Annotated in this window: 12 protein-coding genes; 6 read left to right on the top strand and 6 right to left on the bottom strand. The window is 47.1% G+C overall.

All coding sequences use genetic code 11. The annotated features are described in order from the left end of the window. Positions 1 to 3 precede the first annotated feature (3 nt). The 5 genes from C7475_RS07425 to C7475_RS07400 all read right to left on the bottom strand — a co-directional run bounded on the left by C7475_RS07425 (position 4) and on the right by C7475_RS07400 (position 8,634). Positions 4 to 3,276: a TonB-dependent receptor gene (locus C7475_RS07425; protein ID WP_158286442.1), complete on the bottom strand. Its 3,273-nt coding sequence runs from the start codon at positions 3,274 to 3,276 to the stop codon at positions 4 to 6. A gap of 177 nt (positions 3,277 to 3,453) precedes the next feature. Beyond that, on the bottom strand, positions 3,454 to 4,626 hold the full coding sequence (locus tag C7475_RS07420; RefSeq protein WP_110052661.1) for a FecR family protein: 1,173 nt from the start codon (positions 4,624 to 4,626) through the stop codon (positions 3,454 to 3,456). Between the two features lie 143 nt (positions 4,627 to 4,769). After that, positions 4,770 to 5,363: an RNA polymerase sigma factor gene (locus C7475_RS07415; RefSeq protein WP_110052660.1), complete on the bottom strand. Its 594-nt coding sequence runs from the start codon at positions 5,361 to 5,363 to the stop codon at positions 4,770 to 4,772. 648 nt (positions 5,364 to 6,011) lie between these two features. Then, positions 6,012 to 7,955 (bottom strand): DUF4836 family protein, encoded by a 1,944-nt coding sequence (locus tag C7475_RS07405; protein ID WP_110052658.1) that lies wholly within the window; start codon positions 7,953 to 7,955, stop codon positions 6,012 to 6,014. 1 nt (position 7,956) lies between these two features. Continuing rightward, positions 7,957 to 8,634 (bottom strand): hypothetical protein, encoded by a 678-nt coding sequence (locus C7475_RS07400; RefSeq protein WP_146217507.1) that lies wholly within the window; start codon positions 8,632 to 8,634, stop codon positions 7,957 to 7,959. Between the two features lie 115 nt (positions 8,635 to 8,749). On the opposite strand from C7475_RS07400, the gene C7475_RS07395 reads away from it, so the two are divergent. Both C7475_RS07395 and C7475_RS07390 read left to right on the top strand, forming a co-directional pair. Then, positions 8,750 to 9,379: a hypothetical protein gene (locus C7475_RS07395; protein ID WP_110052656.1), complete on the top strand. Its 630-nt coding sequence runs from the start codon at positions 8,750 to 8,752 to the stop codon at positions 9,377 to 9,379. 83 nt (positions 9,380 to 9,462) lie between these two features. Further along, positions 9,463 to 10,113 carry a hypothetical protein gene (locus tag C7475_RS07390; RefSeq protein WP_146217506.1) on the top strand — a complete coding sequence of 217 codons (651 nt, stop codon included), beginning with the start codon at positions 9,463 to 9,465 and terminating at the stop codon, positions 10,111 to 10,113. A 6-nt stretch (positions 10,114 to 10,119) separates the two neighbouring features. Here the strand turns inward: C7475_RS07390 and C7475_RS07385 are convergent, their stop codons facing one another. After that, on the bottom strand, positions 10,120 to 11,172 hold the full coding sequence (locus C7475_RS07385; RefSeq protein WP_110052654.1) for a LacI family DNA-binding transcriptional regulator: 1,053 nt from the start codon (positions 11,170 to 11,172) through the stop codon (positions 10,120 to 10,122). 250 nt (positions 11,173 to 11,422) lie between these two features. Here C7475_RS07385 and C7475_RS07380 point away from each other — a divergent pair, with 250 nt between their 5' ends. From C7475_RS07380 to C7475_RS07365, 4 genes are read left to right on the top strand one after another with little or no spacing between them, the layout of a single operon-like run. After that, positions 11,423 to 14,419, top strand: coding sequence for a TonB-dependent receptor (locus C7475_RS07380; protein ID WP_233259782.1), 2,997 nt, complete (start codon positions 11,423 to 11,425; stop codon positions 14,417 to 14,419). A 24-nt stretch (positions 14,420 to 14,443) separates the two neighbouring features. Beyond that, complete coding sequence (locus tag C7475_RS07375; protein WP_110052652.1) at positions 14,444 to 15,943, top strand: RagB/SusD family nutrient uptake outer membrane protein; 1,500 nt, start codon at positions 14,444 to 14,446, stop codon at positions 15,941 to 15,943. Between the two features lie 46 nt (positions 15,944 to 15,989). After that, positions 15,990 to 18,551, top strand: coding sequence for a glycerophosphoryl diester phosphodiesterase (locus tag C7475_RS07370; RefSeq protein ID WP_110052651.1), 2,562 nt, complete (start codon positions 15,990 to 15,992; stop codon positions 18,549 to 18,551). After that, entirely contained in the window at positions 18,548 to 20,293 is a 1,746-nt protein-coding gene (locus C7475_RS07365) for a sodium:solute symporter family protein (protein ID WP_110052650.1), read from the top strand. The genes C7475_RS07370 and C7475_RS07365 overlap by 4 nt, the downstream gene beginning before the upstream one ends. Positions 20,294 to 20,312: the final 19 nt, after the last annotated feature.

Genomic DNA, 20,312 nt, shown 5'->3' with positions numbered 1-20,312 from the left:
GTGTTAGAAGCTCAGTGTAACACCGCCTGTAATGGTCTTGGCATTAGGATAGGAGCCGAAATCTATACCTTGTCTGATATCCCCTGCGGATGAATTAGCCTCGGGGTCTAACCCGCTATAACTGGTAATGGTGAACAGGTTAGTGGCACTCAGGAATAATTTTACTGCTACAATATTTTTCAATTGTTGTTTCCTGATATCATAGGACAGGCTGACATTTTTCAACCGGAGGAAATCTGCTTTCTCCAGGAACCTGGTACTCTGCGTGAAGTTCCTGTTGGTACTGCTGAATCCCGGGATATCGGATGTTTCATTCACACCAGGTATGTACCGGTCTTTAATATCAACGGAAGTGGCTTCTCTTGCATCACCACCGTAATACATAGCTGCCGCTTTGTTGTAGTTCAGTTTGTCAAATCCGAAAAGACCCTGCCACAGCAGGTTAAGTGTAAATGCCCGGAAGCTGACAGTGTTGTTCCAACCTGTTGATATACGTGGAATACCGGTACCGATCACACTATAATCGCCCGCGTCTATCGTACCGCTGTTATCTGCGTCCAGGTACCTCGCATCGCCTGGTACGGCGCCAAATTCTTCAGCCTTTGTATCGCCGGGTTTCCAGGTTCCGAGGTAGGTAAGTCCCCAGATGGCTCCCAGTGGCTGTCCCGGCATGATCACAAATTCAGATTGAGGAGACATGCCTCCACCGATCTTTCTGTCTGTCGGATCGAAGATCAGTTTCTTGCCCGCACCTAAGGTCTGGATCCTGTTTTTAAGAAAGGAAATATTGAAAGCTGTATTCCAGGTAACAGGCCCCTTTTCGATCACATTGCCTTCTATCGAAAACTCAAATCCTTTGTTCTGTACAGCGCCTACATTCCTCGTAATGGCATTGCCGCCCAGGTACATCGGCAGGTTTTCGTTCAGTAACAGGTCCCTTGTATCTTTTATAAAGTAGTCGGCAGTGAAGTTGATCCTGTTATTCAGAAAACCCACGTCAATGCCTAGATCCTTTTGCTCTGTAGTTTCCCACTTCAGATCCGGATTACCAATATTACCCAATACGATCCCGTTCAGGAAAGTGGAATTAGTAAATGATGCGATCATCCTGGAATAAGAAGAAAAGGTACTGTAGGCACTGATACTTTGACTGCCTGTTGATCCCCAGCTACCGCGCAACTTCAGGTTACTGATCGGTCCTGCCTGTTGCATGAACGGCTCATTGGAAATGATCCAGCCGGCAGAAACGGAAGGAAAATAGCTGTACTTGTTACTGCCCAGGAATTTGGAAGAACCGTCCCTTCTCAATGCTGCGGAGAAAAGATATTTGTCTTTGTAACCATAGATCACACGTCCTACGAGGGAGAACAATCCTGACTTGGTATACCCGGACGATGGACTACCAGGTGTACCAAGTGCAAGATTATTCCACAGGAATGATTCATAGGTAAGATTAGATGCACCTGCAGCAAGGTAATTGTAGGTAGCCTGCTGATATTCCGTTACGGCGGTAATATCCAGGCTGTGTATGTCGTTGAATGTTCTGCGATAATTCAGCGTATTGGTTTGTTGTAACCTGATCTCTTTGTTGGAACGGAGGCTGCTGGTAGCGCTGCCTGCGTTCGTCGCTTTGCCTGCAAAGGTCTTGTTCTCGTATTCCAGGTAGTTGACGCCATACTGCATATTGAAAGTAAGTCCCCGCAGTACTTCGAATTTGAAACCGCCTATCGCATTAGCAAGCATCCTGTCTGTTACAGCCAGCCGGTCGACAGTGAGTGCAACAGGGTTAGAGAATACGGAACCTACAGGATCTGTAATAGTAAAGCTGCCGTCTTCTTTCCTGACAGGTACGGTGGGCGACCAGGTAATGGCCTGTGCCAGCGGACTGCTGGGACCATCAGCCGGGATATCTACATTCTGCGCTGTACTATACGAGCCGGTGATATTCAGGAAGGCGGAAACCCTGGAAGACAGCGCTGAGTTAATATTGGAACGTAACGTATAACGCTTGTAATAGGAATTGTTGATCACACCGTCCTGGTCAAGATAGTTGCCGGATATTAAATACCCGGTTTTGTCACTTCCTCCGGAGAGACTTAGCAGATACTCCTGTGCCGGAGCGCGCCTGAAGATCTCATCCTGCCAGTCTGTTCCTCCCTTTGCACGGAAGTCACTGATCTGTTGCGGTGTGAAAGGTTGGGTGGTACCTACCGCAAGCGCATGTGCATTAGCTGTTTCAGCAAAATCAGCTGCATTAAGCAGGTCCATTTTTTTGATGACAGTAGCTGATGACAGGCGTGTGGTAAAGTTGACTTTCAATCCGCCTTTATTTCCTTTTTTTGTTGTGACGATAATTACGCCGTTCGCACCTCTGCTACCGAAGATAGCGGTAGCCGCAGCATCTTTCAGTACCTGTACAGATTCTATATCGTCCGGGTTGATAGAGAAGAATTCCGCACCGACAAAACCATCTACTACATACAAAGGGCCATTGTCGCCATTGATAGAGTTAGCGCCCCTGATGCGTATCCTTACAGCGCCGCCGGGAGAACCTGCAGCGTTGGTCACCTGTACGCCCGCTGCTCTTCCCTGCAGTACCTGGTCGAGCCTGTTCACGGGCTGGTCCTGGAAGTCGGCGTTAGAGATCGTTGTGAGCGAAGTGGTCAGCGTTGATTTCCGTTGTTCACCATAACCCACTACCACCATCTCGCTGATGCTGGACGCGGAGCTTGTTAGTGTAACGGGCAACTGAAGCCTGCCGCGCACAGGTATTTCCTGCTTATTATAACCAAGTGAGGATATAACGAGAATGGTATTGTCGTCAGCTACACTGATGCTGAACTCACCACGTTCATTCGTAACCACGCCCCTGGAAGTGCCTTTCACCTGGATGGTGGCGCCAGGCAATAGTTCGCCTTTTTCATTGGTGACGGTGCCTTTCACTTCCTTGTCGGCGGATGCCTGTGGCGGCACGTTCTGAGCCGGTTTCCGCTTTACAACAACCGTCTTGTCGGAAATGGTGTAGGAGAGTGGCTGGTCTTTGAAAGAGGCATCCAGCGCGTGTTGCAGCGAAGCGTTCTTTACATCAATGGTCACATCACGGCCCTGGGACAATTGTTCGTCCGTATACAGGAAAGAATATCCCGTCTGTTTTCGTATTTCATTAAAAACTTTGCTCAACGGCGCGTTGCGCAGGGTAAGGCTGACCGTTTGTGCATTTGCCCATGCGGGTATCTGCAATAAGATCATCATGACAAAAAGCAGCTTTAATTTCATAGCCTTTAATAGTTTTGCTGGTAATCGTGGAATTGTTTTGCTCCGGGCAAAGCAGATCATATTGCTTTCGGAGAAAGACATCAGTTGCATACGGTCGTATGGTTTATAAAAGTAAAGAAATAGTCGCCGGGTAAAGGATCTCAGGGACTCATACTATTGTTTTTGACAAAGTGGATGCTACGGTGAAACGATGATCTGTTTGTCTTTTACGCTAAAGTGTACTTCATCTGTCATTTCCAGCATCTTTAACACCTGCGACAGCGGTACATTCCTGGGAATGATGCCTCTGAAGTGCGCGTTAACGGGTGCATTATAAACTACGGTGACATCATACCAGCGGGCAATGAGCCGCATCACGACATGAATGTCTTCTCCTTCCAGTTGCATAAGGCCGTTCTTCCAGGCAATGACAGCTTCTGTATTGACATGTTCCTGTACGGAGAGCTGTCCGCTTTGCCTGTTGGTAATGGCGCCCTGTCCGGGATACAATCGCCTGTTATTGACTTTTACAGCACCGGTGAGCAGGGTGGTTTTCACACTTGTTTCGTCATCATAGGCCATCATGTTAAACTGTGTGCCGAGTACCTGTACGTCGGTATGTGCGGCTTTCACAATAAATGGCTGCGCTGCATCGGGAGCAACTTCGAAGTAGGCTTCCCCGTTCAGTTCCACCGTTCTTGTGTCGCCGGTGAAGGCGACAGGGTAGCGCAGGCTGCTGGAGGCGTTTAACCACACGTTGCTGCCATCAGGCAGTTGTACCTGGAACTGGCCGCCTTTGGGAGTACGCAGGGTGTTATAGGAAGGGATGTCTCGGGATAGGACAGACCCTGACTGATAAGCCAGCCGGCCGTTACCGGGTTTACTGATAAGGGTGTTGCCTTGCTGCGCCAATGAGTGGTTAATGGAGCTATCCAGGGGGATCTCGGTACCATCTGCCAGTATAAGCGAAGCCCTGTTGGTACCGGCAGGGACGTCCGGTTGCTCCTGCTCAATGCGGGTAATAGGTGCGATGATCTTACGTTGCATGATGTACCAGGTACTCCCGGACAGTAACAGCAGTGCAATACAGGCAGCGACGCCCCAGCGCCATCTGCCGTTACCGCGAATGGCCTTTAATGGCATTTCCGCTGGCTTATCAGCCCCTAAGATCCTGTCGGCTACCGTGTCCCAGTATTGATGGTCATGAGGCGTATTACCGCCTTTAATATCCTGTTTTAATAGCGCCTCTATGCGGTTGGAAATGAGACCGTCACCGTCTGCATCCAGCAGTTCGGACAGCTCTTTCCATTCTGCTTCGGTAGCGGAATGATGTAACACCTGGTTTATCAGGTATGATAGACGGTCATTCACTGAAAATCAGTTTTAAACGTGGTTTGTTTCTTCTAACGTGGTCTTTGTTCCCCCCGGAACAACTGGCCTTCATTACAACAGACGCATAAGGGAAAGAAAAGGACCTATCGGAAGTGAAAAAAAATTAAAATAATTACAAGTGCTTATAATTCAAGCAACCATAACAGCAGGAAAGGAAGCAGGTGCCCTGCCTGTTGCAGGTAATTCCTGATTGTTTGCAGGGACCTGACGAGTGAGTTCTTTACCGTGCTGGGAGAAAGTGCCAGTGCTGACGCTATTTCCGGGATCTTCATGCCCTTTTCCCGGCTCATCTGGTAAATGCGCTTTGCCTGCGGAGGAAGTTGCTGTACAGCGTCGCCGATCAGCTTTACCATTGTTGTATAGGCCAGATTGATCTCAGGCGTGAAAAGATCCTGTCCCGCCTCTCCGGCCCCAAGTATGCCCATTGCCTTATCATGCACCGCCTGCCGCCGCAGGTAACTGAACGACTGGTGAAAAACGATCTTTAATAGCCAGGAACGGGGATTTTCTATCTCCGGTAGTTTATCCCGGCTGATCCATAATTTCAGAAATGTTTCCTGGATGATATCTTCTGCTACCGCATCGGTTTTGGTGATATGCCGGGCTAATGGCTGCAATTGGGGTACGTATATATGGAACAGCTGCCGGAAGGCATTTTCGTCGCCTTCCGAGATTAACCGGAATAATTCTTTATCGCTATATGTGTGAGCGTGCATGCTTAGTTGTTCCCCTACGAGGTGGAAAATACAAAAGTTTTGGTTAATAGAGGCGGGGGGTACTATGCGAATATGAACTATATGTCAGACCTGCTTTTGGTTGACAAGGGATAATTTTAGTCCCGATAAAGTTGGCATTTCGACCTGGCTGCTATGCAGGGTTTTTCCGGCTTATAGTAGCTGTTAATTTCCAATGAATCAGGACTATACAAGGATTATACAAGGCTTATCTTACGTTCATCTTACGTTCAAAGACGTAAGATGAACGTAAGATAAGCCTTGTATAATCCTTGTATGATCGGAACCTAAACCCAGGAAGAATGAAGGTGAAATGGGTCCTTGAACTAGCGGACATTGGTAATATCATCAAAAGTTCATGTGCAGCGTTTTGCGTCCTGTACCCTCATTTTTGCGTCCTGTATACATGATTTTGCGTCCTGTATACATTGGTCGGAATCGATTTGAAATCTTTCCTAACATTGCATTACTGATGTTGCCAGAAATGAAAAATGCCTTTGGGAGCATGGCTTTCCACTTTCCCAAAGGCATGAATGAAACAATATTTTATAAACCCTTTAAATCAGAAGATATGAATGGAATTTACTTTTTATTGCTTTATATGTTTAGCGTGCTGATCGCAGGGCTGCACTATTTCAGATGCGCCATATCCTCCACGAGGTCCAGGAAATACTTCAGCGCATTTTCCTTTTCCTTCGGTACATCGGCGGTCATATCCATGGAGATGTATCCGTCTTTGCCGGCTGCGGAAGTGATGTATACGTTCCCTGCACCGCCGAGGAGCTTAGTTATTTTGTCGCCGGCTTCGCCCAGCTCGCGTACAGGAATTTTAGCTCCCAGGCTCTTAGGACTAAAGAACATGGTAAAGTTGTTTTGGGTCAGCAGCTCTTTGTGTTGTTTGTCAACATTGCCTTTGAATGAGCCATCCTGGATCTGAGTGATGTCCTGGAGGGAAGAGCTGATGAACACAATACCGTCTTTGATGAGCAGGTGCAGATTGAAGGGATTCTTTCGTGATTGCTCGATACTGTAAATGCCGTTTCCGAGCACGATCTTTCCTTTCCTGATACCGTATTGCAACAGTCTTTCTATCAGCTGGGGATCGTCAGAAGAAAACATAATGAGAAAATCGGGCAGTGTTTCGGTTTTTGTCTTCACGGTATCCTTGTACTCAAATGTCTCTTCGTTGTATTCATATGACTGGTAGGTTACCTGGCGCTCACGGAGATTGGTAAGGAGGAAAAGAGCATCGCCTTTAATAACTTTGGCAATTGCTTTTTCGTCCAGCATTACAGTAATAAGATCGCTTACAAGAGCCATTTCTTCTTCGTATCTGTAACTGTAAGCGCCGCCCATTAATTTAGGCATCTCGTACATATAGGCCTCAGTGTTAAAGGCATAACTCATAAAGCCGATCAGGCTATCACCTTTAATGTATTTGAAGAATTTCTTGTTGAGCTTGTGGTCATAGATCTTCGCGAAAGAGGCCGCTTTCTCCGCATTCAGACCCATTTCACCTGTCATGCGGATCTTCTCTTTATCCATATACAGTCTGGCGTTCACGTTGCCGTAGCCGCGCAGGAAGTTACCGCCGTACTTCATGAAATATTTGTAAGGAAAGAAGGTGCTGTAAACGCTTTGTATATCGGCCATCCAGAAAGAGGCGATGGCATTGTTATCTGCACTGCGCAGGTAGCCGGGATTGTTCAGAATGGAAGGGGCGGAGCTGCTTTTATTAAAGATCTCCTGGGTGGATAATGTGAGCCAGGAAATGGTGAGACTGTCCCTGTTTCTTTTTCGTTCCTCACGTGCTTGAAGATCTTCAGCAGGTACTCCTTCGTCAGCGCCGTAGTCAAATACCACCGCTGTGGAGTCTTCAGGTAATGCCGGTGGCAGGGCTTCTACCGGGGCCTCCACAACCGGGGCTTCAACAACAACAGGGGCTTCAACAACCGGCGCTTCGACTACTACGCTGTCAGCCAATACTTCTTCCTCAACAGTAGCAGCAGCCACGGTGTCAACAGCCACATCGTTGTAGGAATAGTCGTCGTATACAGTTCCTATACTGCCATATTTGGCAGCATGGGCCGAGTCAGAGAAGAAGTAGCTGTTAAGTGAACCATAGGTGAGGTACAACATCTGGTTGTTCCAGGCGATCACTGTTTTCTGGTCAGGGCGTTGCAACACACTGATGCCGTTTATGTGCTGGATGCTGTCAGCATGTTTCCTGAACAGGGCATTGATCTTACTGGCATCCGTAAGGGGGATGATCAGCCCGTGATGATTGATACTGTCAGTTACCTGGTAGTAATAATAAGCATTGGCAGAGAGGTTCAGTCCCAGCTCTTCTATGCTTTTGTAGTTTTCATTGGCTGTTTCAGATAATTTCTCCAGGAATTTCTTTCCCAAAGTACTGTTGTTAAATTCGTTGGCGGGGCACAGTTGGAACAGCTGATTGCTTTTTATTGACACTACAGAGAAAGCCTTTTCGGGGATCTTATAGGCAAGGTCCTGCGCTGTGGCGGCAGAACTGGTAAAGGATACCAGGGCTACCAATTGTAAGATTCGTTTCATGCTATCGAGATAATTGTATTTGATTAGATATGTCCGCTTTTCCGCTGACCAGGTCAGCCAATGGGAGACGTTGCATGATGGCCAGTTGATTTTTAGACATCTTTGCTCCCTTGTTACTAAAACTGCTGATGGTATTCTCAAACCTTAAAATGCCGATGTAGGCGGCTGACCGGAAAATTTCCTTGTCCTTTTCTGCCAGTTTATTAAACTCCGCTCGGGCGTCTGCAGAGGGGGTATATTCCCTGGCAAACTTTGCACCTTCCCGGTCATAACGATAGGCAAAGGGAATTTTGGTCTTAACGTTATACTCATCCAGCAGCTCCTTCACCATATTGTTCACATCCGATACATTCCTGAAGGAAAAGTTGACGCTGGCAATGAAGTTGGTGAAATCAATGGTATGGCTTACGTTAGATATTCCCTTGACAGTTTTGAGCCGGGCAGCTGCTTGTTCTACCTGGTCTTCTATTTCATTACGGCCGGGAACCTTAAATCCACGAATGCTGTCCATCAGCATCATTGCCCCGATCTTTGTTTTGCTCTGACTGAAATTGACGGTCAACTTCATAGTTCCGGTACCGTCTTTCTTTACCGTAACATCTTCGATGATCTCGAAACAGGATGACAATAGAACGGAGAGAACAAACAGCGGGGCAATAAAACGCATTCTTCTAAACATATGGCAAAGATAGTTAATGCCGGAGGAATTCAAATACTGGAATATGGGTATTTTTTACTGCGGTTGATTGCCAGGAGAGAATTATTATCTTACCTGTAATATAAAAATACCGGCAATGAATATCCCTAAACCATTAGTCTTTATTTCTTTGTTGTTCCTTGTGCAGACGTTGTATGGGCAGAAACGTTCGCCTGCCAGGCCTTTTGTGCCACCGCCACGAAAAGTAGTGTTTGGCGACGTCTGCGTGAAAAACGCTAATCTCTCCTTTGCAGCAAGAATAAAAAAATACCCTTTTAATGGGTCAGCGCAAGTCCAGTTGATTTCTTTTGAAGGGTCGGTACAGATTTCCAGTGATAGTGAGTTTGTCATAAGGAACGCTGTACCGGCGATAATAGAGGCCGACTACACGATCAGCGATACCACAATGAAAGAGAGCAAAGCACTGACACTTTCCCAGATCGATACTTTGACGGGCATTTTATACAATTATGGTGTGCCAAGAATCTCCGCCGGAGAAAAAATGATTACCACAAAAAGCGAGTCCGGCTGCTATATACCCCGGAACGCTATATTATTCAGGGATAGTAATGGCAAGGCGCTGGCGTTTATTGAGATCTGTTTTGAATGTAGTGGAACAAGGTTAAGTGATAAGCGTATATCCCTCGGTGATACGTGTGGCGAAAAGTTAAATATGATTAAGCAATTTTTCATAAAAGCAGGGATCAGGTATGGAACCCAGGAGTGATCTTACAATAATATTCTTTTGAGGCTACTTATAGTTGACAGCTGGATGCAAAGTGCTATCTTGCCGGTATTAAAATGCCAGCCTTGAAGATCCTGAGACAATTAGCCTGTATCCCTTTGTTATTCATCGCACAGACCCTGTACGGCCAAAAAAAGACCTACTATCCGCCGCCGGATCGCATGCTTTCCAAGCAGGAAATAGCCCGGGAAAAACGGAATCATCACTTTAAGAGAACCGGAAATGAAACATTCTCGTCGAGAATGAAACGGTATCCCTTCAATACATCAGATGTGGTGCAGTTTATTTCTTTTGATTTAAACGGCCTGGCGACGATTACCGCGGATGGCGAAATTAAACTTAACAGCAGTGATCCGGGCTTGCTGGAGTTGGACACGTTGACGGGAAACTATATATCGACAGTCAAGCCCCTGTCTGTTAAGGACGTTGTATCGTTAACAATGTCTCAGATAGATACATTGACTGATATTTTATACAATCACGGTTTTGCAGGTCCGATATACAGCTCGCGTTCAAACGAATGTTATAGTCCTCGCAATGCGATCATATTCCGGGATAATGATGGAAAAGCGTTGGCATTTATTGAGTTATGTTTCGAGTGTAAGGAAACAAGGTTAAGCGATGAGCGTATATCCCCTGGTGAAATGTGTGATGAAAAGCTGGATATGATCAAAACGCTTTTCGGGAAGGTGGGCATCCGGTATGGAATTGAATAATATTTTTCAATGCTTCTTCACCTTCCCCTTTACCATCGTCGATTCCCTGATGATCAGCTTCGTAGGTAACTGTACAGTCGGTGCTTTCTTGATACTATAATCATTCTTCACCTTCGCCTTCAGTTCTGTTAACAACATCTCCGCAGCAGTACGGCCAATATCGGCTGTCGGTTGGGCAACTGTTGTAAGTCCGGGATAAACCAGTTGCGCTGAAAAGTCATTGCTGAACCCAACTACTGCAATGTCTTCCGGTATTCGTAGCCCCTTCGCTTTCACCACTTCCATGGCAGCAATTGCAGTAGGGTCATTGATGGCAAACAATGCATCCGGAGGGGTTTCCAGGTCGAGGAAATGTTTCATGTAGATCTTCACTTTTTCCGTTGTGAGATCATACGATAATACCAGGTCGGGATTGTAAGGAATACCATGTTTCTTTAGTGCATCAAGATAACCTTGCCTCCGTAAGCGTGTATTCACAAGAGACTCCGGTCCGGCGAGATGGGCAATACGCTTACGTCCGATCCCGATCAGATGCTCCACCGCCTGGAAGGCTGCCTCATAGTCATTGACAACAACATTCGGCACGTTCATATCATCCGGTACACGATTGAAAAACACCAACGGCACACCTCTCCGTTGTGCCAGCGTAAAGTGATCAAAATTGCGCGTCTCTTTGGTATGCGATACAATGATACCATCCACACAATAGGAGAGGAGCAATTTCATATTCGATACTTCCGATTCATAAGATTCATTCTGCTGACAGATCACCACGTTATAACCCGCTGCCTGCATCACATCCTGCACACCGACTATAACAGAGGGAAAATAAGTGGACATGAACTCCGGCACCATAATGCCGATCGTATTCGTCGTATGCTTGCTAAACCCAAGTGCAAGAGAGTTACGCTGGTATTCCATAGTGGCAGCCAGTTCAAGCACCGCCTTGCGGGTATGCTCTTTTACATTAGGGTGGCCCGTCAGTGCACGGGATACCGTCGACTTGGAGATGTTCAGTTGACGGGCAATGTCTATTATAGTCGTGTATTTTGACTTCATACATGGATGATTTTACGGAACCGGGATATAAAAATAAGGTTTTGGGAACTATCCCAAAAAATTGGAACCGTTCCCATGAAAAAAAAGCTCCAAAATATTTTGATCCATCAATTTGTTTGTGAACATTTGAACTGATTTAGTTCCATGTTACATAGAGATGCCGGCTTTTACAAGCATTCAGGTATAGTTTATTTTATCCCGGCTTAACACACCAAGAACCACAGTTATGAAAAAAAATGTTATTCACTTTATGGGAATTTTCCCAATTCTGCTGTTCCCCATCATTGCCTTTTCACAACAGATCACTGTGAAAGGCAAGGTAACGGGTGCAGAGAACGGGGAGACACTACCAGGGGTTACTGTCAGGGTAAAAGGGGCGACAGCGGGAACGGTGTCCGGTCCGGACGGCGTTTACTCCCTCCCGCTTAAACAATCTGATGTTACGCTGGTATTCACTTTTACAGGGTATATTACGCAGGAGGTCCCGCTCGCCGGCAGGAGCCAGCTGGATGTAACGCTGCAGACCAGTAAGAAAGATCTTGATGAAGTAGTAGTGGTAGGATATGGTACACAACAGAAAGCAAATGTTGCAGGTGCGATCGCATCCGTGAAAACTGCCGATCTGAAACAAACACCTATATCCAATGTGGTGCAGGGCTTACAGGGCAGGGTATCCGGCGTGCAGATCACACAGAACTCGGCAGCACCGGGCGGGAACATCAGCATGCGTATCAGGGGCGTTAACTCTATCAATGGTACTTCAGAACCGCTGTATGTCGTAGATGGCGTGCAGTTATCCAATTCAGGTGGCGTCAATGATATCAGCTCCCTTTCCATCATCAACCCTAACGATATCGAATCTGTTGCTGTACTGAAAGACGCTTCCGCTACGGCTATCTATGGCGCACGTGCTGCTAACGGGGTTGTGCTGATCACCACTAAGCGAGGTAAAGCCGGTAAGACATTGGTTAGTTATGATGGCTATTATGGTGTACAACGCACTACCAAACGGATAGACATGCTCAATGCCGCAGAGTATGCGGCGTTGGAGAACGAAGTGTTTAAAACGAATATCTACCCTGATCCCGCGTCGTTAGGCGAAGGCGTAGACTGGCAGGATTATATCTTCCGTGATGCACCTATGCAAAACCACCAGGTAACCGTAGCAGGTGGTTCTGAAAAGACACAGTTCGCGTTGTCCGGCAACTATTTCAATCAGAAAGGCGTCGTGGTCAGTTCTGATTTCACCCGCTATTCTTTCCGTTTAAACTTCGATCATCGTGTTAATGACCTGCTACGTGTTGGCGCAAGTATCCTGACAAGTTATGTAGTTAATAATGCAGTTCCCTCCGGTTCTACCAGTATTGATGCAGGTGCAGTAACGCAGAGCATCCTGGGCGCTGCATTAGGTGCGCCGCCCACTTTAAAACCTTATAGGGAAGACGGCAGGATCTGGCCTTTCGGCGATCAGGAGAATGGCCGTTACCGGGAAGTAGTGAACCCTATCGGGCTGTCCATGATCATGAACAGAGATAAGATCAACAGGACGCTGGGAAATATCTATGCGGAGATCACTCCTTTTAAAGGGCTGACCTACCGTGCTAACTTCAACCCGGTATTGTCTTCATCGCTGAACGATTACTATTCACCGCGCGCTATCATGAACAGCGGTGATCTTGCTGCCGGTGGAGGCTCTGCATCAAAAGTAAATGCTAACAATATCGTCTTGTTGCATGAAAGCATTATTACTTACGAAACCCGTATTGCAAAACAGCATTCCCTGAAAGTGACCGGCTTATTCGCCACACAGGGGAACAGCGCTAACTCCAATACGATCAACGCCAGTAAATTCCCTAATGATGCTACCGCTAATGAAGCATTGCAGCTGGCCACTGAAAGAACTGTTTCCAGCAGCCGCTCCAGGGATAGACTGGACTCTTACATGGGACGTATCAACTACGGTTTCAGAGATAAATATTTGCTCGACCTGATAGCCCGCGTAGACGGTTCTACCAAGTTCGGTAAGAACAATAAATATGGGTTCTTTCCAGCAGCTGCTATTGCATGGCGTGCTTCAGAAGAACCGTTCATGAAAAACGTCAGTGCTGTCAGTAACCTGAAGCTCCGGTTCAGTTACGGAATGACCGGTAATGCAGGTGCTATCGACCCATACAAGTCGCTCTCTTTACAGGGTACCAGCGGCATGTATTATTTCAATCACTCGCCTGTCACTGGTATCAGACCAACAGGTATTGCTAACCAGGACCTGAAATGGGAACGTTCACTGCAGGCCGATCTTGGTTTTGACCTGGGACTATGGAAAGACCGTGTGAATGTAACGGCAGATATCTACCATAAGAAAACCGATGATCTGCTCTTTGTGAAAACACTGCCCGGTTCATCCGGATACAATGAAGTGACCGGCAACTTCGCCAGCCTGGAGAACAAGGGTATAGAAGTGGCAGTAGATGCGATCGTAGTGGATAAGGCCGTGAGATGGTCGGTAGCAGGAAACATCTCCCTGAACCGCAATAAACTGACCAGGCTTGACGGAGGTCTTACTGAATATACTGTAAGCAATTACCAGGTAATGCAGATAGGTCAGCCGCTGGGATTGTTTAAAACTTATGTGTTTGACGGCATATATCAGAAAGATGAAACGATCCTGGAGGGATCAGGCAGTCGTACAGGCGGGGTGAAGGTGAAAGATCTGAACAATGATAAGATCATCAGCGCCAGCGACCAGGAAATTGTTGGTAATGCAAATCCTTCATTCATTTATGGGTTCTCCACTAACCTGAACTTTAAACGTTTTGACTTCAGTGCATTCTTTTCCGGAACACAGGGGAACAAGGTATATAACCTCGTCCGTTATTCGTTCGAGAACCCGCTGGGTAGCAGAAATATGTATAAAGCGTTGGTGGACCGCTGGTCGCCTACGAATCCCAGTAATGAATACGTAAGCGGTTTTCAGGGAGGACGTCTCCCGCTGACAGACCGGTTCATGGAAGACGGCTCTTTCCTCCGTTGTAAGAATATCACCCTCGGGTATCGCCTGCCAAAGATAAAAAATATCAGTTCCGCACGGGTGTATGTCAGTGCCAACAACCTGTTCACGATCACAGATTATACCGGCTTTGATCCGGAAGTGAACACATTTGGCAACTCCAACAAACAGATCGGAGTAGACAACCTGGTATATCCTACGGCCCGTTCTTTCCTGCTGGGATTGCAGGTTGGTTTCTGATATCTCACTTTAAACTGTTTCCACATGAAAAATATATTTTCACGATATGGTGTTGTCTCCCTGCTGACTTTATCTTTTTTATCCTGCAGCAAACTGGATGAGACGCCCTATTCTTCTATCTATACAGAGAACTTTTATCAGACGGCGGAAGACGCAGAAGCGGCGCTGGCGGCAGTGTATAATGAGCTGGCCGATCTGTATGCCGGTCCTTCAGCATTGATAGTGCCCGATTTTAGTGCAGACCAGATCTATCCCCGTCCCGTGGTAGGAAGGGATACCTATACACTTTTCAGCTTTGACCCGCAGTATAGTGCAGTGGCCAGCTATAGCCGTACCAATGAATCGCCCGTTGATATCTGGAACAACTGTTACGCCGGTATTGAAAATGCGAATTGGGTATTGCTGAAGGTGCCTAACACGGTCATGAGTAACGCAGCAAGGAAAAAACAGATCCTCGGAGAAGCTTATTTCCTGCGTGCTTTCTTCCATTGGTTCCTTACTAAGAATTTCGGAGATATTGTAGTAAGGACTAAGGCAAGTCAGTCGATCGATGATGCATACGTCGGTAAAAGCCCCAAAGAGGACGTATACAAGCAGATCTACCTGGACCTGGACTCTGCTGAAGCAAACCTGTTCGATTACGGTAGCGGGCTTATAAAGGGCCGTCCGTGCAAAGAGGCAGCTGAAGCCTTGTATGCAAAAGCGGCCCTCTATGGGGAAAACTGGGAGCTGGCATTGCGGGAAGCACAGAAAGTATTGAACAGTACCAGCGGTATAGGGCTGATGGACGAGGTGCTGGACGTATATGACGTAGCCCGTGAAGATGCCGCCAGGAAAGAGAACCTTTGGGCGTTCGAAGCAGAATCTATGACCAACGGTCGTAGCTCACAGATCATGAGCCTGTACGGTCCGCCCAACAGCAGCGCTCCTGCATACGGTAACACTTCCTACGGGTCCGCTTTTGCTTATCAGGCTTTCTTCGATTCTTTCGACCCGAAGGATAAACGCCGGCAGCTGATGGATACCAGTTATGTGAACAAACAAGGCGTAACGGTACATCAGGCAGCTATTACACCCGTTACTCCCAAAGGCGTGCTGGTAAGAAAATATGCTGACCGGAATTCCATTGGTGGTAGCCATAGTACGAATATTCCTATCTTAAGACTGGCGGATGTGTACCTGATCGCAGCTGAAGCTGAAGCAAGGCAGCATGGCGCTACAAGTAATGCATATACATATATCAACCGTGTGAGGACCCGTGCAGGCCTGGATGGGCTCACAGAAGGATTGGATAAAGATGCTTTTGTTGCGGCAGTACTGCAGGAACGCAGCTGGGAGCTTTATGGAGAAGGCGATCGTTGGTATGACCTTACACGTACAAACACTTTCCGGCAGGTGATCCCGGCAGCGGTAAATGATGTATTTAAGACAAGAGCACCGCAAACGAGGAACCAGTATTTTCCTATTCCGCAAATGGAAGTGAACGCAAATAACCTGCTGGAACAGAATCCGGCATGGAAATAACGTATACAGGCATAGCAGTAGCGAAGCCAGACTAAAATAAACAGGAATGAGATGGACCGCAGTAGTTTATAGTGTGACAGCACTTTTTTTCTCACAAGGTACATATGCACAACGTTTGCAGAACGACAAGCTTTCGCTGGAATGGTATCGATCAAGAAAGGGATACGAGATCTCACTTCTCACTACAGACGGCAAGGCGTTGGCAGCGCCGTCAGGAGAATACAGGGTGTTATATTCTTCACGTAAACCTGGTACTGATCCTGACCTGAGATATGCTGATACGCACCCCGGCGGATTTTCACTGAAGGAGTACAAATACCTGGTCCGTACCTGGGAGAATAATCTCAGTCCCGTCAGCATGAATACCGCTGGCACCACTTTTATTTTTCATCCTGGGAAAATGCAGCAGGTAAGCGGGAACAAGCTGCTGTTTTTCAAAACGGACAAAGACTGGGAGCTGTCTGCTACATGGCAACTGGACGAACAATTTCACTACGATATCCGCGTTAGTATCACCCTGACGGCGAAACGTGCCGGTTATTATGCTATTGCTACACCCACACTGGCAACTGCGAAAGATAACCGGCCCGATTTTGCAATGATTCCGGGATACTTTCAAAGTAATACGATACAACCTGATCTCGTACTCAGCTATGGCTATGGGCAAGGAATTCCTGATAAACCGGTTATTTTCAGGGAACGTACTGCCAGTACGCTTAGTCCGCTGATAACTACAGATGGCGTCACGCTCGCTGTAATACCCGATCCGGGTACGGGACGTGATCCCTGGGAGAAAGATCAGAATACGCATAGCTTATGGAAGCTGGGACTCTCCGTAATGGACAAAGGGGGGAACTATACACCTGTTGCCTATCACCCGGTATTAGGGCAGGATAGCTCATATATGAAAGCGGGAGAGCAGCGTACTTTTTCTTTCCGGTACACATTGCAGCCAACGGATTGGTATACCGTATACAGCCATGCGATCAACGATGTATATCGCTTTCCTGATATGCTGAAACTGAAAACAACCAGACAATCTGTTTCAGACAGGATCATGTCCATGCTGCATTACCTGGATAACGACAGTACTTCTATGTGGCATACATTTAAATATAAGGGGCTGGAGATAGGCGCACAGGCATACCTGGGCGGTGTGGTCGGTTCGGGGCAGGATGCCATGAAGAACTCTGACTATGGCGCTATGTGGATGCTGGCAACTATTACCGGAGATAGTGTTCTGTTAAATAAGCGTTTGCCGGGAGCACTGAATTTTAAACTGGCGCAACAACAGGCAGAACCGGGCTTCTTTCAGGGAGCTGCCACAGGACAATATTATCTGTGGAAAAGTCAACGTTTCACGGAAGAATGGGGCACTTATGTAGAGCCTATCGCATTGACTTATTACACCATGCTGGACATGGGCAATATATTATTGTTTGATCCGGGGAATGAGCAGCTGAAACAACGTCTCAGGATGGGGGCAGATAAACTGCTGCAATGGCAGCATGAAGACGGTCACTGGGAAGTGGCTTATGACGGAGCTACCAACAGGGCCGTCTTTACAGACATACCCGACCTGCGGCCTACGTTCTATGGGTTGCTGGTAGCCTATCGCATTCTGAAAGATGAAAAGTATCTGAAGGCTGCGTGTAAAGGCGCTGACTGGCTGGTACGTGAAGGCGTAAACAAAGGTTGTTTTCTCGGGGTATGCGGTGATGCACGTTTTGTAGCTGATTTTGCAACGGGGCAAACCGTTCAGGCATTGCTGGACCTGTATGCGCTTTGTGGTAATGAGCAGTATAAAAATGCCGCTATCGCTGCCGCAAGGATCTATACTGCTTCTATTTATACGCATCCCATTCCTACACATGCAAAGAAAACGGTGAAAGGCGAGGAGTGGGAAGACTGGCAGATCAGTCAGGCCGGTCTTAGCTTTGAACATGGCGGAAGCCTGGGTTCTGCCAATTCCCACGGCCCTATCATGCTGGCTAGTCATGCGGGTATGTTTGTTCGTCTTTTTTCTCTTACGAATGATTCTCTTTTCATCAACATGGCCCGTGCCGCCATATGGGGGCGGGATGCTTTTATTGACAGGAAAACCAGCGTGGCGTCTTACTACTGGAAGACCATGAACGCTGGTGCTGGTCCTTATCCGCATCATGCCTGGTGGCAGGTAGGATTGTTGATGGATTATCTTGTTTCAGAAACGACCCTTCGCAGTAAAGGCAGGATCAGCTTCCCACAGGGCTTTGTTACACCAAAGGTCGGACCGCATACCTGTTATGGATTTGCTCCGGGAAAGATCTTCGGTAATACGGTGAAGTTGTACATGCCGGACGGTATGCTGAAAGTCGATAATCCGCAGGTGGATTATATCAGTGCAGCTGATACGGCTCATAGCAAAATATATGTCATGCTCCTGAACGATGATGATGATGAACAGCAAGCTACCATACAGTTTGATGCAAGCAAAGTGAAGGCAACGCAACAGGTGACAGTACTGGATGCCACCGGAAAGACAGAAAGAACAAATCTTACAGGCACTCAATGGCAGATAACGATCCCGCCGGTGGGCCTGAAAATACTTGAGATCAGTTTATTATGAAGTCAGCTATAGATACCACGGTCATATTTGTTTTCTCAGCTTTTGTGCTGATCATAGGAATGTTGTTTGCACGTACAGGAAGGAACATGAAATCGTTCTTTGCCGGAGGAGAAGCAGTGCCCTGGTTTATCGGCGGACTATCACTCTTCATGAGCTTTTTTTCTGCGGGTACGTTCGTGGCATGGGGAAGTATCGCATACAAATACGGCTTTGTGTCTGTCACTATTCAATGGACGATGTGCCTGGGAGGGATCATTACTGCCTTCCTGCTGGCGCCCCGCTGGAAAAGGACAGGCGCACTGACTGCTGCTGAATTTATTAAACAGCGCCTGGGAAGCCCCGTACAGAAATTTTATGTCTATACTTTTCTGATCGTATCACTTTTCAATAAAGGGGCGGTACTCTATCCTGTAGCGAAGCTGGTAAGTGTATCATTGGGGTTTCCGCTTACTGCCTGCACAGTTGTACTTGGACTGATGATGATAGCATATACTGCAATAGGCGGCTTGTGGGCAGTAATGGTAACGGATATCCTGCAGTTTGTGATACTGACAGCAGCTGTACTGATCGTACTGCCATTATCGCTGGATACTGCCGGAGGCTGGGGGAGTTTTATTAACAAAGTACCTGCGGATTTCTTTTCTATTATCAATGGTGAATATACCATCGGCTTTATAGTAGCCTTCGCATTGTATCATATCAGTTATATCGGTGGTAACTGGACGTTCGTGCAGCGTTATACCAGTGTGGAGTCTCCTAAAGCGGCAAAGAAAGTGGCCTTCTTATTCGCTGCGCTTTATCTTGTTAGTCCTGTGATATGGATGCTGCCGCCAATGATCTACAAAAGTATCAACCCGGCGCTCAGCGGACTGAATACGGAGAACGCTTACCTGGAAGTGTGCAGGCTGGTATTGCCTCCGGGCCTTATGGGCCTGATGCTGACGGGTATGTATTTTTCTACCTCCGCTACAGCGAATACCACCTTGAATGTTACTTCTGCCGTCATCACCAATGATATTTATAGGGGAATGATCAACCCAAATGCTTCCGATAAACAGCTGATCCGGATGGCGCGCTTATCCGGTTTGCTACTTGGTTGTGGTATGATCGGCATTGCATTGCTGGTGCCTGCTGCAGGTGGAATGATTGAAGTAGTGTTGAGTATTGCGGCTATTACCGGCGGACCGACATTACTTCCGCCTCTCTGGGCATTGGTGTCTAAAAAGCTGACAGGCAAAGCGGCCTATATCATATCTGCGGTATGCCTGGTGGTCAACCTGCTGTTTAAGTTTATCGTGCCATTAGTGACAACACTGAAGTTGAGCCGTTCACAGGAAATGCTGTTGGGAGTGGCGTTGCCATTTATCATGCTGCTGGTACATGAATTTGTATTGAGCGCCGGTAGTGCTTCTTCTGACGACTATCTGCAGTATAAGTCCTTCCGCAGGCAGCAGAAGGAAGAAACAGCACAACAATCTGCAGAAGAATTAACAGCTATTCGAAAGCAGAACCTGTTCGGGTTACGGGTGATAGCCTTTGCCCTGGCATTTACCGCATTGCTATTGTATATCCTGTGTATACTGGCGGCGACAGGGAAGATGCTTGTAGCCGGTATTGCAACAGCTATATTGCTGGCAGCTGCTATTCCGCTCATCGCTATACACAGACTTAAAAATACACAAAAACATATCCTCAAAAGAACACATGCTATAGAAAATAATGATGTAGCATCTTCACATTAAATCGGGAATAAAAAAGGAC

The sequence above is a fragment of the Chitinophaga sp. S165 genome, assembly GCF_003182155.1.
Taxonomy (GTDB): domain Bacteria; phylum Bacteroidota; class Bacteroidia; order Chitinophagales; family Chitinophagaceae; genus Chitinophaga.
Note: the sequence above shows the minus strand (reverse complement) of the source record. Positions and strands in the feature narration are given on the sequence as shown.